Here is a 13,631-nt window from a genome sequence, read left to right as displayed (position 1 = left end):
ATATGATCACCTGCAGATAGAATAAGGAATGAATACCATCCTGATTTTCATCATCGTGATGGTGGCAATATCTGTAATTGGATTCCGGTTCAGACTTCCACCATTTTTTACCCTCGTTGGTGGGGCGGTTGCTTTTGGTCTCATGATCGGGACTGCCCCGGACACGGTCTTCCAGCAGGTTGCAATGGGATGTGGCAGCATCTTTAACAGCCTTGGTATACCAATCCTCGCTGGTTCAGTTATTGCTAAATACCTGTCTGAACAAGGGCTTATTCAGCAGATTGTATCTGACCTTCGGACATTATTAAAAAGACCACCGACTCTGTCTGGTATAGCAGGATACCTGATTGCTGTTCCTTCAACCTGTCCGATAACTGCGTTTATCATCCTGACTCCGGTGATCGAGTTTTTCACATCAGATGAACGAAAACGTTCACTCCTTATCTACCTTGTTGCGATTGGATCAGTCCTTGGAGTGGCATATGTATATCCGACTCCTGTAACATACACGCTTTTTGATGCATTTGCTCCGGATTTTTCACCCCTAATCTATAACCTCGTTGCAATACCACTCTCACTCGCTTTTATCGGTAGTATGATCTGGTATGTCAGAAGACAGTGTAATTTTGCTGACATAACAAGCGAACAGATAGGATATAAAAGAGAGGAGGGAACACTTCACCTTCGGGCATGGGCCCCGTTCCTAGTGATCCTGCTCGCAATTCCAGTAGGTTATATGCTTCTCGGGCTCACTCATGCAGGACTTCTTCAATTTATCATGCTTGCCGGAATGGCTACCGCTGTTGCTACTGCAAAGCCTGATATCCGATGGACCGGGTGGGTGCTTGGAGCAAAGCATGGTGGTGTGGTCATCTTTGATATCTGTGGTGCCGGAGCACTTGGATTCATTATTCAGCAGAGCAGTTTTCCAGCGGATGCATCCATTCTGCTCGCATCTTCACTCCCGATATTCCTGTTCCCCTTTGTCCTTGCAGCCCTTATTCAGACAGCCCAAGGATCACGCATTGTGACATCGTACCTGACTGCCCAGGTACTTGCAACAACAGTAATTCCATCCATGTTAAATCCGCTGGCTCTTTTTTTAATGATCATCGGAGGAGCGGGACTTATCTGTTTTGTAACAGATCCCTATTTCTGGCTCTTACACAGAACTACGGGTGATGACGTTAAAACGGTCTTTAAGAGATATACGGTGCCTCAAATTATCTTTGGGTGTGCAACATACGTCATCGCTCTTCTCATCCAATTTTTAATGCCGGTCAGATAAAGAACACACATTTTTTTCATTTCTCCTTGAAGTATATGAACCAGAAACCTCAGAAGTTTCTTTATGCATCATAACCGGACAATACTCCCGGTCATTATTGGGATCCTCATTGGAGCCCTCCTTTGTACAGGGTGCCTGGCAAGTGAGGAGCCAGTCGTACCACAGGTTGCCAACTCCGAAACAGCATCTCCTGAACTTGCGTGGATCACAACCTCCATGACCAATGTTGCAACCGGAGAACGGTTTACCATAAAAGATCTTGTAGAGTTGGGAAAGCCGGTCATCATCCATAGTTTTGCCATCTGGTGTCCAGGATGTTCCATGCAACTTTTGGAGTCAACAAAACTTCAGACAGCATACCCGGACTCATACACCGTGATTGCCCTGGATGTTGATCCTAATGACAACTTGGATAAGGTAAAACGCCACCAGGAATCAAATAAATTTAAAGGCATTTTCGCTGCCACCCCGACTGATGCAACGAGAAGTCTGATTAATGCCTATGGACCGGGTTTTATACAGTCAATACCTCAGACCATTATCATTTGCGGCAAGACTGCCACCTATCTTGAAGATGGCGTATTCAGTGCAGATACCCTGAAACGTGCTGCTGATGAGTTGTGTTCATAAAAATCCATGGATATCACACCTGAAACCTGGATTATCTCTTTTCTTGCCGGACTATACACACCACTGGGGGCTATGTGTGTTCTACCGCTTTACCCCGGATACCTAGCATTTTTGGCAGGAAGAACGAAAGCAGGAGGGAGTTCTACCCTCACCCTCGGTGTTGCTGTAACCGGAGGTGTACTCCTGGCAATGTTCTCCTTTGGACTACTTTTTGTTTCAATTTTAAAAGTTTCAACAGGAGATGTACTGGAAATCCTGGGACCTGCCATATACCTGATCCTTGCCATCATGAGCGTTGCAATGATCGCAGGATTTGATATTGGCAGGTTTTTTCCCATGATATCAACACCGGTGGGAAGAACACCCTACATTACAGCAACCTTGTTTGGAGCATTTTTCGGTCTTGTCGCATTACCATGCAATCCAGGATCGATTATATTGTTGTTTGCAATTTCTGCAACCACAGCAGACTTTATTGCAAATTTCATCAACTTTGTTCTTTTTGGATTTGGAATGGCAAGCCCGCTCCTTTTGCTTTCATTCCTGTCTATGGAAAAAAGCAGGACTTTTATCAGCTTCTTTACTCACCATCACATGAGTATCAACCGCATTGCAGGAGTATTGATGCTGACAGTTGCCCTGTATTACCTGATATTTGTGTTCCTTCTGGAACACATCTGATTTACCGATGATGCCGGCGATACAGGATTATTAAAAAGATCATCACACCTACAAGAGCCATCATCTGAATCACTCCGGTATTATTCATAGCAGACGAAGAATCACCCGCCTGTCCGGATGCTCTTTTCCCTGACCAGTCAATGAGAAATACCGATGCAAAATATGAGGCTGCTTCTGTGCTTTGGATAATAACTCCGGCTTCACGATTAAAACAGGCAGAGTTTTCATTCCAGTTCATACTAGATACCAGCACGTGATCATCAGCGATAACTCCTTTTGTGTGAACTTTGAGTAGACCTGTTCGTTCTGGATAGAGTATCTTAGCCTGAAGGGAGAGATTCTCTCGTGCAGCAAGGGTTTGTAGACTGGTTACCATCTCATCATTGTCATTCTCATCTTCAACATTGTAGTAATACCCGTCCAGGAGAATCCTGACATCTACTCCGCGTCGTGCAGCCTGAACTGCTGCTGTAAGGAACGGATTTGTCTCGTTACCGGGATAATCAGTAATATATGCCTGCTCAATCCACACCCTGCGATTGCTCTGGTTTATCATATCTGCAATCAGGATGCTTGTATCCGGTGAAAAAACAGGAGTAATTTGAGCATCTGAAAATTCCTGTGGAGTAAATATCGGACTGTAAGGGTCAACAACCGGTTTATCTGTTGGACCAGGGCGACCTTCAGCAGTATTCACTCCTGGACCATCAGAGTCATCGTGAAAAACCTGTGCGAAATATTCTGCTAAATCTGGTGAAGTCAGGAGTACACCCCACCCCCGATTCCCTGCATATCCTGCATGGGGGAATGAATGTTCTTTAAAATTCTCAGTTGTTACAAAAATCCGGGAGGAGTCTATCACGAGGTACTTGGCATGATCATACCGGTATGGGGCATGATCCTCTCCGTCCCCTTCCATAATTCTGACATCTGCACCGGCTTGTATCAGATCATGGATGATGGGAAATTCTTCTGGAGGTATACCACCAACCGGCCCTCCTTCAAGAAGAACCGTTACAGATACACCCCGGTGCTGTGCATCACAGAGAAGTTTCGCAAGACCTGGGTCTGTGAATTCATAGATATTGAGGAGAATAGTCTCATTTGCGTGGTGAATAGACTCTTCCAGGACTTTTCGTGAACAATCAGGTGAGACAAAAGCAACCCCGGAGATATTGTGGAATGTCTGTGGGACGATCCTGCTTCCTCCTGCCATAAGCACCCGTTCATCCCATCTCCCATCCGATGAACAGACATGTATCTGCCCTTTCCTGGGTTTGAATGTCCCGGGCCATGAGACTGAATCATGGATAACACCCTGTGAGGTTAGGGTTAATTCATCCTTTTTGTTGGCTAATTGAAATTTCCCCAGTAATGACACCTGAGAGACAGCGGGAGTGGCATCGATGATCTCAAAGTCCGGGTAATGGCCCCAGACTTGTTTGTAACTCTCGCCATTGTGCGCGATAGTACACCTTTTCACAGCATTATCAGCAGGGACGAATGAAATCGTTCCTTCACCATCAGATAATTCACATTGTGCAGGTACACTACCCCATCCAATGGTCACATACTCATCTTCATCCCCTTTTATCCATGTATCAGGATATACCTCAAGAATTGAGATACCAGCAGATGCAGAAACCACACAGAACGCACACAATACAAAGGTAAGGAAAGGACGATACATGGGGATCAGGGTTTATTGATCACCGGTACATGAAGGTACTGAATTGTGATGCATGGTACGCAGGCCATTGTTCTGAAGATCGGAGGGAGTTTGATCAAACATGCTCCAGACATTATCAGGACAATTAAAGACAGCCAGAGAGATATTCTCATCATTCCGGGCGGGGGAGTGTTTGCAGATGAAATCCGGGAACAGGGCGTCATTGGTACAGCAGCGCATTTCATGGCAATTGCAGCAATGGACCAGTACGGGTGGCTTCTTTCAACCTATGGCATTCCAGTTACGATAACGCCGGCATTTGGAACAGGACCCAGGATCCTCCTTCCATATGACCATATGTTGCAGGTTGATCCACTCCCGCATTCCTGGGATATCACGTCTGATACCATCAGTGCATATTTTGCACATCTCTTATCGGTCTCACTCATCCTCTTAAAATCTCTCGACTATATCCAGACACAGGAAAGGCAGGTAACAAACCTTTTTCCAGGAATGGTCACCCATGACCTTGACCCGGCATTCATCCCGTATGTTTTTGATAACCACATCAGTGGGCACATAATCCGAGGATCAGATAATGCGAGACTTGCTGATCTACTAAGGGGTAAGCAGGTACCTGGAACGATCTTTGGCGGTACCATTTAAGGTGTTGATGAATAAACCAGATAAGCAGCTTTTTGGAAGTTTGAATATGAGTGGAACAAACTGCACGTCATGTAATGGCCCGATGGCAGAAGAGGGCTCTGTAGAGTTCGGCTGCCCAGCATGCGGGGCCAGAATCCGCCGGTGTTACCGGTGCAGAGAACAGAGTGTTGAATACATCTGCCCGACCTGCGGCCTTCGGGGACCCTGAGATCATGGGAGACGTAGCGCTTATTATCAAGGTGATGCCGGAATCTCCGGAGATCAACCGTGACGCCATCGTCGCATCCATCAAAGAGAAATTCCCCCGTGTTCAGGACATCAGGGAAGAGCCTATTGGCTTTGGACTGGTTGCCCTTAAGATAGCCCTGGTTGTTCCGGATGCAGAAGGACAGACAGAGGTTATTGAAACCACGCTCAATGCCATTGAAGGTGTTGAACGCGCAGAAATCGTTGAATCTACCCTTGTGTAAATCTTACACAGGGATTTTAAAAACTCTGGATACCAGGGGATTTCTATTCCCCATTCTCAAGAATGGTAAAGATCTCCTGAGTTACACCACGGATCTTTTCTACTGAATTTTGAAAGTTACGAACTTCTGTAGGTTCGATTCTTATCGGTACCGGGTACACACCACTCCGGTTCATTCGGGCAGGAACACCAATACAGACATCACCGATATTATGAACCTCTGCTTTGATGTATGCCGATACGGTAAGAATACGGTTTTCATTACCCAGAATTGTTCGTATAAGTGTTGCTATTGCTTCTCCAGGACCCCAGACCGTTGCACCTTTTGATGCGATGATCTTCTGACCTGCCGACCTGACCTGCTGCATAATATCCTCAATTGGAACATGTGCAAAGCTGGGCAGGTTTGAGATCTGTATTCCTCCAATGGTTGTTGCTGACCAGAGTGGCACCATGCTGTCACCATGCTCACCGATGATACGGGTATGCACTTCACTGACATGCACTTGAAAGAATGATGCTATCGATGATTTCAGTCGCATTGAATCAAGGTGAGTTCCTAGTCCGAAAACCTCGTTTGGTTTTTTCCCGGAATATCTCAATGCAACATGGGTCATGATGTCGACCGGATTTGTAACCATCATGATAAATGAATCTGGAGCAATTTTCCCGATCTTCTGAGCAAAATCTGCAACGATACGTGCGTTCTCAACGGCCAGATCAATTCTTGTCTGTTGTGGTTTTCTTGCAACACCAGCAGTGAATACGATGATGTCAGATCCTTTCAGGTCCTCAAGATTACAACTCCAGCTGACATGGCTGTCTGTTCCGGTAGCAGCAAATGAATCAATGAGATCACGAGCAACTCCATCTAGAACATCTTCCGAACCCGGCCTTCCGTACAGCTGAACCTCACGAACATAGGGAATACGCGAGATGGTGAGTGCAGCATACTGGCCAACCCGTCCGGTTGCACCAACTATCGCAACTTTTGCCATAAGAATCAGAATATTGGGGACACGTTATCGGTCGACCGGTCATTACCGCCCTTTCCAAGGGTTTCCTTCTCCACCCCGCAACCCTATGGGCGCCGAATGTTCACGGTAAGTCTGCTCCCTTCCGGGCCTGAACCGATCCCCGCGACAACAGGTCGTCCCCTCCTCCGAAGGTGTGATGCCTGGCCACCGACCTCACAGGACAGGGTTTCTACGTCAGAAACACGACAGATACAGGCAGTATGTTCCGACCTTCCTCAAACTTCGCCCCCTGCATTCCGACGATTTCAGGTCACAAGTGACGCCGATCCACCCGGGCTAGTCCCCAATATAATGCTGCAGCTACGGAATAAAAACTTCCCCTCCGATCTTTTGAGCCCATTCGTTCAGAAACTGATCATTTTTACGAAATGAGGCTTTATCAAAGGGATCGAATACAGTAAGTCGATTTCCGGAAGGAATCTCAGGACCAAGGAATTCGTATGATCCGTTATACAGTTTAATCTGAACTCCGTTTCCTGAGGCTGTACAGATAAGAGCCGGTTTTCCAGACCACACAGATGGTCGCCTACCGATATCCTCGCATATCCGTATTTCAGTAATACCCAGTTTTTTCTGATTTACCCGTATGGTCTGTATTGCACTCCAGACTGATGCATGCCAGACATCACACATGATAATCTGGGGAACCCCGAATATTGCGGCAGTCATACCCAGTGTTCCCGGGCCTGCACACGCATCTACAAAAACATCAGGATGGCGATGGCGGACCTGTTCTTCAACACTGACAACTTTTGGATCAATCCCCTTGGGAAATTCAATATGCATATCAGCCTGTTTTTTAATTACAATGACAGGCCCTTTGCCACTGAGAAAAATATCTGCCCTGACATCACAGCCACACAAAAGATACCCTTCGCGAATAGAAGGTTCCCGTCCAAATGTTACATCCCCTGGTCCGGGGATTTCATGGGAATGATAGACAATTCCAAGTAACTCCGGAACATCCCGATATGCTACTTGTGCAGCGGATACCGGAATGAGATCTGATATCAGAAGGAGTGAGCGGGGAGGGAGCATGGGGGGTCTTCGAAGGAAAAGACCAGGACAGATGAGAGGAGTACCAAGTGAGGAAAGAGGCTCAGTTCCTTTTAATGCCCCTTCCCGGAACAGAACCTGATACAAATCTGCCATGACGTCATCAATGAATCGTCTGTTACACCGGCAGGGACCATTCACCACCTCATCTGGAGATACCGGGGAGTCTTTTGACCGGATTTGAGGATTACATAAAGGACAGGGAGCAAAAAGCTCTGATGGCCTTGATGTGATATCTCCAGGGCAGATGATATGATTCTCACCACAACAGACACATTTCATTGAAGTAAGATGATAATCAGTACAATAAAAAATACAGGTCATGGGCCTGATGCGATTCGAACGCATGACCGCCCGGTTATGAGCCGGGCGCTCTCACCGCTAAGCTACAGGCCCAAAAAATGAGACGCCGCCAACAGGACTCGAACCTGTGACAAACTGGTTAACAGCCAGTCACTCTACCAACTGAGTTATGGCGGCTCAGGTGTGCTCTAATAAGTTGGAATTAATTAGTTATAAAGATAACGATGATCTCATGGCCATCATTCATACCTGTTTCATCCTGCTAACAATGCGTATAATTTCGTCAATATCGCCATTCAGGCGTAGAAACATCTCTTCTGCTTTTGGTGTCACCATGGCACCGGCACTTGAAGCGCGAATATATCCACTCCCCTCAAGCACCCGGAGCGAGTACCGTATCCGGTGCTGAGGCACATTCAAAAGTTCTGATAATTTGATTATGCCAATCGGCTGGTGACCTGCCACTGCTCTGAGTACTTCAATATGGCGGGATGCGAGGCTGATGTCTTCCTGAATTTTTTTAAGCATCAAATCCTCCGCATATCCACTCAGGCATGCTCATTAAGCCATGCTTTTGTCTTATGATAGTTCCTGGTAAAAATCACTGTCAGTAGTATTCCAAGAATCAGACTGATTACTGCCCCCGGAGTTTTGTAGGGATCAGGGAATAAAAAGAATGCAATCGGAACTAGTGCAAAAAACAGGATCACCCCGTTCAGGATCACTGTAAGGTGCCAGAATCTCCACCGAAACTGCTCTTTGGAAGCATCATCCATTATTCATACATCACGTTTCGCGTAAAAGTACTTGTGGTCTTACTCAAAACCTGTATGAGATGGATAGCCTGGATGACCTGATCCAAGGTACTGGCGCAGCCGCGTATTGCTTGTATGCATCATCAGAGAATGCAGATATGCGGCACATGAGCCGATTTGTAACCCATGATCCGGTCACAATAATCAAAAAAATCGACTGCTCCCCTGTGATGATCGTTCCTCAGATGGAAGCGGACCGGGCTGCCAGGGAATCACCTGCGCATATACTCACCCGGCAGCAGGCAGGATACCTGGAGATATTTGAACACGAAAAAGATCCTTGGAAGATCCAGGCAGCGATGATATCCCGTCTCTCAAACGGCCCTTACCTTGTCCCTCCGAACTATCCAATCGCTCTTGCGCGGGCCCTCGAACAATATAATAAAGTTATTGTTGATGCTGATTCCCATCTTTCGGCACACCGCGCAAAAAAAACATCAGAAGAAATTTCCTGGATTACACGAGCACAACGGGCTGCAGAGGCTGCCATGGACGTTGCAGTCAGTCTGATTAAAAATGCGGAGATACGGTCCGGAGTGTTATGGCATGACGAGACCCCCCTTACCTCAGATCTTGTCAGATATGAGATGAACAAGATCATGCTTGCACACGATTGCACTGCTCAGGACACCATTGTCGCCTGTGGGCAAGAAACCGCAATGCCCCATTGCACCGGACATGGAGAACTCAGGGCACATGAACCAATTGTCATTGATGTCTTCCCGTGTGATAATAAAACCGGATATCATGCAGATATGACGCGGACAGTAAGCCGGGGGGAACCATCAGGAAAGGTAATAGAACTCTATCTGACCGTAAAAGATGCCCTTTTGATGTCTGAAGCCATGGTTCAGGAAGGTAAGACCGGGGCTGAATGCTATATCGCGGTCAGGGACTTCTTTGCAGAACTCGGGTACCGCTCAGATACAGAAGGATTTGTTCACAGTCTCGGGCATGGAGTGGGCCTTGAAATCCATGAAAATCCCTCTCTTTCAGGTATTGGAGGAGAACTTGCTATAGGGAATGTCATCACCCTTGAGCCAGGCCTTTATTACCGGGAGATCGGAGGAGTCCGGATTGAGAACCTTGGTGTGGTTACAAAGACCGGATTTTCAAAAATTACGAATTATCCCTTGGAAATGATCGTATGAAAGAAGAAATATTTGACCGGTACATACAGGCGGGTGCAGCAGCAAAAAAAATTCTGTCTCGCGGAGCTGACCTGATAAAACCTGATATTACCCTCATAGAAGTTGCAACATTTGTAGAAGATATGATTCAGAACGAGGGATTTGGAGTAGCGTTTCCAGTTAACATTTCCCTGAATGAAGCAGCTGCCCATGATACCCCCTCACCAGATGATACCAGAATTTTCGCGGCCGGCGATATGGTAAAACTGGATATTGGTGTCCATCTGGATGGATATATTGCAGATACAGCCTGTACAGTTGATCTCGGGGATCAGCCACTCCTCTGTGAAGCATCCATTGCAGCACGTGATGCAGCAATTGCCGCAGTAAAGCCAGGTGTTGCAATAGGAACCTTGGGAGGAGTTGTAGCTCATGAAATCAAGAGCAGGGGATTTTTACCGATTGCTAATCTGACCGGTCATGGGCTTGACCAGTACTGTCTGCATAAAGGTCCGAATGTTCCCAATATTCCTGGAGCCGGCGGCGCAATTCTCGAGGAGGGGATGGTGCTTGCCATCGAACCCTTTGCAACAACCGGGACCGGATTTGTCCATGATGGAAAACGTGAGGAAATATTTGGACAACTTGTGCGCCGTCCGGTTCGGCTTCCTGCAGCACGAAAGATACTCAAAGAGATTGAGGAACGGAACGGGATGCCATTTGCCAGAAGACATATCCATGTGAAATCAGCCGACCTTGCTCTTTCCCGGCTCATTCACGATGGAATAATCAGAACATATCCAGTTCTTTCGGACGTTCCCGGCTCTTATGTCTCGCAGGCTGAACATACCATGATCGTGACCAGTGACGGATGTATTGTAACCACCGTATGAGAGCGATTCTTCTGTGATGAAAACGTAGTATAAGGATTATCGAAATGACCCGTGATGAGGAGATCCTGGACCTGATAGAACTGCTCCTGACTGCTGAGATATACAACCAGAATTCCCACCTGAATGTCAATGACCTGACACCGGTTGCCCGTGAGGTTTTTGGCATACATGGACTGGAAGGTGAGCGTGCCCCGGTTGTTGTCGCTGAAAGTGCACTACAACGTGTGCTTGGCATCCCGGATGCACATCTTCGCCTGGACAAACACCCGCTTACCTTGTATGAAGAGTTTGGTCATCGTCTCAGGATTACTGCTCTTCCTGCAGGTCTCACCTGGTTTTTGAAAAATGGTGGTAAATCAAGGATAGAGAAAAACCCGGCCCTCGCCTGGTATGCTCATCATCAGGATCCCTCAATTGGCATATCATACGACGAAGTCAAGGATTCAAATCCACGGTTTGAAGACAGCAGGGTTTATCTTGACCGGCGTATCTCCCGGATGTTGTCTGAGGATGATAAACTCAGGTCCGGCCTTGACCTCATCATCATCAGTGCTCCGGAAGAAGTGGAACAGACGATTGATGATATCATCTGTTCTGCCGACCAACTTAGCCGGATTGTCAAACTTAAAGTGGCTCTTGAACACCTTGAATTTCTAAAAAGCAGGCGGGTTTATGAAATTGGGAAACTTCTCTTTATCGGTCCTCCAGGAACAGGTAAGACTTCCCTGGCATTTGCACTCACACGGGTATTACACATGCCAATTCTTGAGGTCAGGCTCTCAATGGTCACATCCCAGTACTTAGGGGAGACCTCCAAGAACATTGACCGGATTTTTGATGTTGCACGTCTGCTATCTCCCTGTATTCTCTTCATCGACGAGTTTGATTTTCTAGCCAAGAGTCGTATCGGAGATGACCACGGCGCAATGAAACGTGCGGTCAATGCACTTCTCAAAAATATCGATCGTATAAGCCTTATCAGGAACAAGGTGCTCCTCATCGGCGCAACCAACCACCCGCAGCTCTTAGATGAGGCAGCGTGGCGTCGGTTTGATGAGGTTATTCCCTTTGACCTGCCAGATCTCCCAACCCGTGAACTTATCCTCCGTCGCCTGCTTGCAGATTCAGAAACGGATGTTGACATATCTGAAGTGGCATCGAAAACTGAAGGATTTTCAGGGGCTGACCTCAAGATGCTGGTTCGTGAAGCAATCCTATCTGCATTAACCGATGGCAGACAGGAACTCACAGTTGAAGACATTATCAAGGGTGAACTTCTCATAAAAACACGGGACGAGCATAAAGCCAGGAACTGGGTCTGATGGAAGTTACACTTCTTGGGACCGGTGATGCAGTTGGAACACCCCATGTTGGTTGTTCATGTAAAAACTGCACACATGCACGAACCAACAGAATAGAGCGTCTGCGAACATCCATTCTCATCAAAAACAATGACCAACACCTGATCATTGATACTACCCCCGATCTCAGACGTCAGCTATTGGATGCCGGATCCCCGAAAATTGATGCCGTTATCTGGACTCATGGGCACTATGATCATTTCATGGGATTTGGAGACTTTTACCGGGTGCAAAGGATTCCTCCAGTATATGGCGCACCAGAAGTCCTGAATTCATGCACTCCCGTCTTTGGTTTTCTCCTCAAAGAAATACGACCTGTTGAGATCTACACTCCATTTCATACCTGCGGGCTTGAGATAATTCTCGTGAAGGTAACACATCCTGATATGTTCACAACGGGCGTTGTCATATCTGATGGCAAAACCAGGATCGCATATACCTCTGATACAAACGAACATATTCCACCCGAAACCAGAAAACATCTTGAAGATGCAGATCTGCTTTTCATCGATGGTCTCTTCCCAAATTCGTTTAAAAAGGTAGAAAAGCATCTCAATTACGAGGAAGCATTGGATCTTGCGAAAACTCTGAATGCCAGAGATTTCCGTGTTGTTCATATGAGCCATATCATTCCATTTGATGCTCCTATGCAGGGCCATGATGGCGAAGTATTCAGATATTAATCCATTTATGCGCTCTACCTTTATCTGATCTGAACTCCAACAAAGTACAAATGAATATTACGGTTCTCGAACTCGGTGAGGATAAGGTCAGGATTTCACTTGCCGGCCAGGGACATACGTTCATGAATGCATTAAAAACCGAGATTCTCGCCGATCCAACGGTGGATGTCGCAAATTACGTCATAGAATTTCAGTTTTCCGACCCGGTCCTGACGGTCACTACTCATAACAAGACTGATCCGGTTAAACCAATCCTGGATGCATGTAAGCGCCTTTCAGGCCAGTGCGAGGAACTCTTATCCTCGCTTGAACAATCTGCAAAAAAATAGATTCAGGGTTTTTCTGTAAAGATAATAGACCCGGATATCTTTGCTATTCTTACTTTTACTTTCTGACCCGGACGTCCGCCTGCAACGTAGACGATATATTTTCCGATCTTTGCAACACCATCACCACGGCGTGAGGTTGATTCAATGGATACTTCGATGATGTTCCCCTGTTCAAGTCCTGCTGCTCCGGATTCAACCTTTGACTTGCGTTTTCTGACCGGGCGATGACTACCACATGCTTCACACTTGAGCATGAGTATACGGTCATCCTTAAAGAGCCGGGTATCTGGTTTTCCGCATTCAGAGCAGATAACATAATCATCGACATAACTGCGGATCATAGGAGAAAAGAGAGAGTCTTCAAATTTTCCGTTGAAAATCGCACGTGACCCATCTATCTTTCCTGCAGTTCCCAGTTCCCCAAGCAGGAACTTCATCAGGTGATCTGAATCGCGCCGGAGAGCACTTACAATATCTGCAAAATTCTCAAGAATTGTTGTCTTACCCTCAATTATTGATCTTGGTTCGGGATAAGACCACCGTTCTCCATCCTCTGACGGTTCAGTCACCTCCTCATATGCCTTATTCAGGAGGGCCTCGTATGATTCGACCATGCGTTCA

Annotated in this window: 17 protein-coding genes, 2 tRNA genes and 1 other RNA gene; 11 read left to right on the top strand and 9 right to left on the bottom strand. The window is 46.7% G+C overall.

Annotated features, from left to right (window positions below):
* Positions 1-28: 28 nt before the first annotated feature.
* From KSK55_RS11155 to KSK55_RS11145, 3 genes are all read left to right on the top strand, one after another.
* Complete coding sequence (locus KSK55_RS11155) at positions 29-1,288, top strand: GntP family permease (protein ID WP_214419566.1); 1,260 nt, start codon at positions 29-31, stop codon at positions 1,286-1,288.
* 63 nt (positions 1,289-1,351) lie between these two features.
* Positions 1,352-1,918 carry a redoxin domain-containing protein gene (locus KSK55_RS11150; protein WP_218606943.1) on the top strand — a complete coding sequence of 189 codons (567 nt, stop codon included), beginning with the start codon at positions 1,352-1,354 and terminating at the stop codon, positions 1,916-1,918.
* 6 nt (positions 1,919-1,924) lie between these two features.
* On the top strand, positions 1,925-2,599 hold the full coding sequence (locus KSK55_RS11145; RefSeq protein ID WP_218606942.1) for a cytochrome c biogenesis CcdA family protein: 675 nt from the start codon (positions 1,925-1,927) through the stop codon (positions 2,597-2,599).
* Position 2,600: 1 nt separating this feature from the next.
* On the opposite strand, the gene KSK55_RS11140 is transcribed toward KSK55_RS11145, so the two are convergent.
* The gene (locus tag KSK55_RS11140; RefSeq protein WP_218606941.1) at positions 2,601-4,247 is read right to left on the bottom strand and encodes a phospholipase D-like domain-containing protein; all 1,647 of its coding nucleotides are present in this window, start codon (positions 4,245-4,247) and stop codon (positions 2,601-2,603) included.
* A 90-nt stretch (positions 4,248-4,337) separates the two neighbouring features.
* Here KSK55_RS11140 and KSK55_RS11135 point away from each other — a divergent pair, with 90 nt between their 5' ends.
* Genes KSK55_RS11135 through KSK55_RS11125 form a run of 3 tightly spaced genes read left to right on the top strand, consistent with a single transcriptional unit; the run spans position 4,338 to position 5,404 of the window.
* On the top strand, positions 4,338-4,934 hold the full coding sequence (locus tag KSK55_RS11135; RefSeq protein WP_218606940.1) for an amino acid kinase family protein: 597 nt from the start codon (positions 4,338-4,340) through the stop codon (positions 4,932-4,934).
* A gap of 7 nt (positions 4,935-4,941) precedes the next feature.
* Positions 4,942-5,142 carry a zinc finger domain-containing protein gene (locus tag KSK55_RS11130; protein WP_372238726.1) on the top strand — a complete coding sequence of 67 codons (201 nt, stop codon included), beginning with the start codon at positions 4,942-4,944 and terminating at the stop codon, positions 5,140-5,142.
* A 4-nt stretch (positions 5,143-5,146) separates the two neighbouring features.
* Positions 5,147-5,404, top strand: coding sequence for an elongation factor 1-beta (locus KSK55_RS11125; protein WP_214419572.1), 258 nt, complete (start codon positions 5,147-5,149; stop codon positions 5,402-5,404).
* Between the two features lie 43 nt (positions 5,405-5,447).
* Here the strand turns inward: KSK55_RS11125 and KSK55_RS11120 are convergent, their stop codons facing one another.
* From KSK55_RS11120 to KSK55_RS11090, 7 genes are all read right to left on the bottom strand, one after another.
* On the bottom strand, positions 5,448-6,401 hold the full coding sequence (locus KSK55_RS11120) for a malate dehydrogenase (RefSeq protein WP_214419573.1): 954 nt from the start codon (positions 6,399-6,401) through the stop codon (positions 5,448-5,450).
* A 13-nt stretch (positions 6,402-6,414) separates the two neighbouring features.
* Positions 6,415-6,727, bottom strand: an RNA gene (ffs, locus tag KSK55_RS11115) — signal recognition particle sRNA.
* A gap of 13 nt (positions 6,728-6,740) precedes the next feature.
* Complete coding sequence (locus tag KSK55_RS11110; RefSeq protein ID WP_218606939.1) at positions 6,741-7,778, bottom strand: class I SAM-dependent methyltransferase; 1,038 nt, start codon at positions 7,776-7,778, stop codon at positions 6,741-6,743.
* Between the two features lie 41 nt (positions 7,779-7,819).
* Positions 7,820-7,892: transfer RNA gene (locus KSK55_RS11105), tRNA-Ile, on the bottom strand.
* 11 nt (positions 7,893-7,903) lie between these two features.
* A tRNA-Asn gene (locus KSK55_RS11100) sits at positions 7,904-7,976 on the bottom strand.
* Between the two features lie 66 nt (positions 7,977-8,042).
* A complete protein-coding gene (locus KSK55_RS11095) occupies positions 8,043-8,327 on the bottom strand; it encodes a hypothetical protein (protein ID WP_218606938.1) in 285 nt (94 codons plus the stop codon).
* A gap of 20 nt (positions 8,328-8,347) precedes the next feature.
* Positions 8,348-8,575 (bottom strand): hypothetical protein, encoded by a 228-nt coding sequence (locus KSK55_RS11090; protein ID WP_214419576.1) that lies wholly within the window; start codon positions 8,573-8,575, stop codon positions 8,348-8,350.
* 59 nt (positions 8,576-8,634) lie between these two features.
* On the opposite strand from KSK55_RS11090, the gene KSK55_RS11085 reads away from it, so the two are divergent.
* From KSK55_RS11085 to KSK55_RS11065, 5 genes are read left to right on the top strand one after another with little or no spacing between them, the layout of a single operon-like run.
* Positions 8,635-9,765 carry a M24 family metallopeptidase gene (locus KSK55_RS11085; protein ID WP_218606937.1) on the top strand — a complete coding sequence of 377 codons (1,131 nt, stop codon included), beginning with the start codon at positions 8,635-8,637 and terminating at the stop codon, positions 9,763-9,765.
* Positions 9,762-10,637: a type II methionyl aminopeptidase gene (gene map, locus KSK55_RS11080; protein ID WP_218606936.1), complete on the top strand. Its 876-nt coding sequence runs from the start codon at positions 9,762-9,764 to the stop codon at positions 10,635-10,637. The genes KSK55_RS11085 and map overlap by 4 nt, the downstream gene beginning before the upstream one ends.
* Positions 10,638-10,681: 44 nt before the next feature.
* A complete protein-coding gene (locus tag KSK55_RS11075; protein ID WP_214419579.1) occupies positions 10,682-11,959 on the top strand; it encodes an ATP-binding protein in 1,278 nt (425 codons plus the stop codon).
* Positions 11,959-12,681, top strand: coding sequence for an MBL fold metallo-hydrolase (locus KSK55_RS11070; RefSeq protein ID WP_214419580.1), 723 nt, complete (start codon positions 11,959-11,961; stop codon positions 12,679-12,681). The genes KSK55_RS11075 and KSK55_RS11070 overlap by 1 nt, the downstream gene beginning before the upstream one ends.
* Before the next feature lie 50 nt (positions 12,682-12,731).
* A complete protein-coding gene (locus tag KSK55_RS11065; RefSeq protein ID WP_214419581.1) occupies positions 12,732-13,010 on the top strand; it encodes a DNA-directed RNA polymerase subunit L in 279 nt (92 codons plus the stop codon).
* Between the two features lie 2 nt (positions 13,011-13,012).
* On the opposite strand, the gene KSK55_RS11060 is transcribed toward KSK55_RS11065, so the two are convergent.
* Positions 13,013-13,624 (bottom strand): translation initiation factor IF-2 subunit beta, encoded by a 612-nt coding sequence (locus tag KSK55_RS11060; RefSeq protein ID WP_214421433.1) that lies wholly within the window; start codon positions 13,622-13,624, stop codon positions 13,013-13,015.
* Positions 13,625-13,631: the final 7 nt, after the last annotated feature.

The organism is Methanospirillum hungatei, from assembly GCF_019263745.1.
Classification (GTDB): Archaea; Halobacteriota; Methanomicrobia; order Methanomicrobiales; family Methanospirillaceae; genus Methanospirillum; species Methanospirillum purgamenti.
Note: the sequence above shows the minus strand (reverse complement) of the source record. Positions and strands in the feature narration are given on the sequence as shown.

What these genes read in the sequence shown, in the direction of transcription:
- KSK55_RS11090 (WP_214419576.1), bottom strand. Translation starts at nt 8,575, where the DNA reads ATGGATGATGCTTCCAAAGAGCAGTTTCGGTGGAGATTCTGGCACCTT.
- map (WP_218606936.1), top strand. Translation starts at nt 9,762, where the DNA reads ATGAAAGAAGAAATATTTGACCGGTACATACAGGCGGGTGCAGCAGCA.
- KSK55_RS11085 (WP_218606937.1), top strand. Translation starts at nt 8,635, where the DNA reads ATGGATAGCCTGGATGACCTGATCCAAGGTACTGGCGCAGCCGCGTAT.
- KSK55_RS11130 (WP_372238726.1), top strand. Translation starts at nt 4,942, where the DNA reads ATGAATAAACCAGATAAGCAGCTTTTTGGAAGTTTGAATATGAGTGGA.
- KSK55_RS11110 (WP_218606939.1), bottom strand. Translation starts at nt 7,778, where the DNA reads ATGAAATGTGTCTGTTGTGGTGAGAATCATATCATCTGCCCTGGAGAT.
- KSK55_RS11095 (WP_218606938.1), bottom strand. Translation starts at nt 8,327, where the DNA reads ATGCTTAAAAAAATTCAGGAAGACATCAGCCTCGCATCCCGCCATATT.
- KSK55_RS11060 (WP_214421433.1), bottom strand. Translation starts at nt 13,624, where the DNA reads ATGGTCGAATCATACGAGGCCCTCCTGAATAAGGCATATGAGGAGGTG.
- KSK55_RS11075 (WP_214419579.1), top strand. Translation starts at nt 10,682, where the DNA reads ATGACCCGTGATGAGGAGATCCTGGACCTGATAGAACTGCTCCTGACT.
- KSK55_RS11065 (WP_214419581.1), top strand. Translation starts at nt 12,732, where the DNA reads ATGAATATTACGGTTCTCGAACTCGGTGAGGATAAGGTCAGGATTTCA.
- KSK55_RS11120 (WP_214419573.1), bottom strand. Translation starts at nt 6,401, where the DNA reads ATGGCAAAAGTTGCGATAGTTGGTGCAACCGGACGGGTTGGCCAGTAT.
- KSK55_RS11155 (WP_214419566.1), top strand. Translation starts at nt 29, where the DNA reads ATGAATACCATCCTGATTTTCATCATCGTGATGGTGGCAATATCTGTA.
- KSK55_RS11070 (WP_214419580.1), top strand. Translation starts at nt 11,959, where the DNA reads ATGGAAGTTACACTTCTTGGGACCGGTGATGCAGTTGGAACACCCCAT.
- KSK55_RS11145 (WP_218606942.1), top strand. Translation starts at nt 1,925, where the DNA reads ATGGATATCACACCTGAAACCTGGATTATCTCTTTTCTTGCCGGACTA.
- KSK55_RS11125 (WP_214419572.1), top strand. Translation starts at nt 5,147, where the DNA reads ATGGGAGACGTAGCGCTTATTATCAAGGTGATGCCGGAATCTCCGGAG.
- KSK55_RS11135 (WP_218606940.1), top strand. Translation starts at nt 4,338, where the DNA reads ATGCATGGTACGCAGGCCATTGTTCTGAAGATCGGAGGGAGTTTGATC.
- KSK55_RS11150 (WP_218606943.1), top strand. Translation starts at nt 1,352, where the DNA reads ATGCATCATAACCGGACAATACTCCCGGTCATTATTGGGATCCTCATT.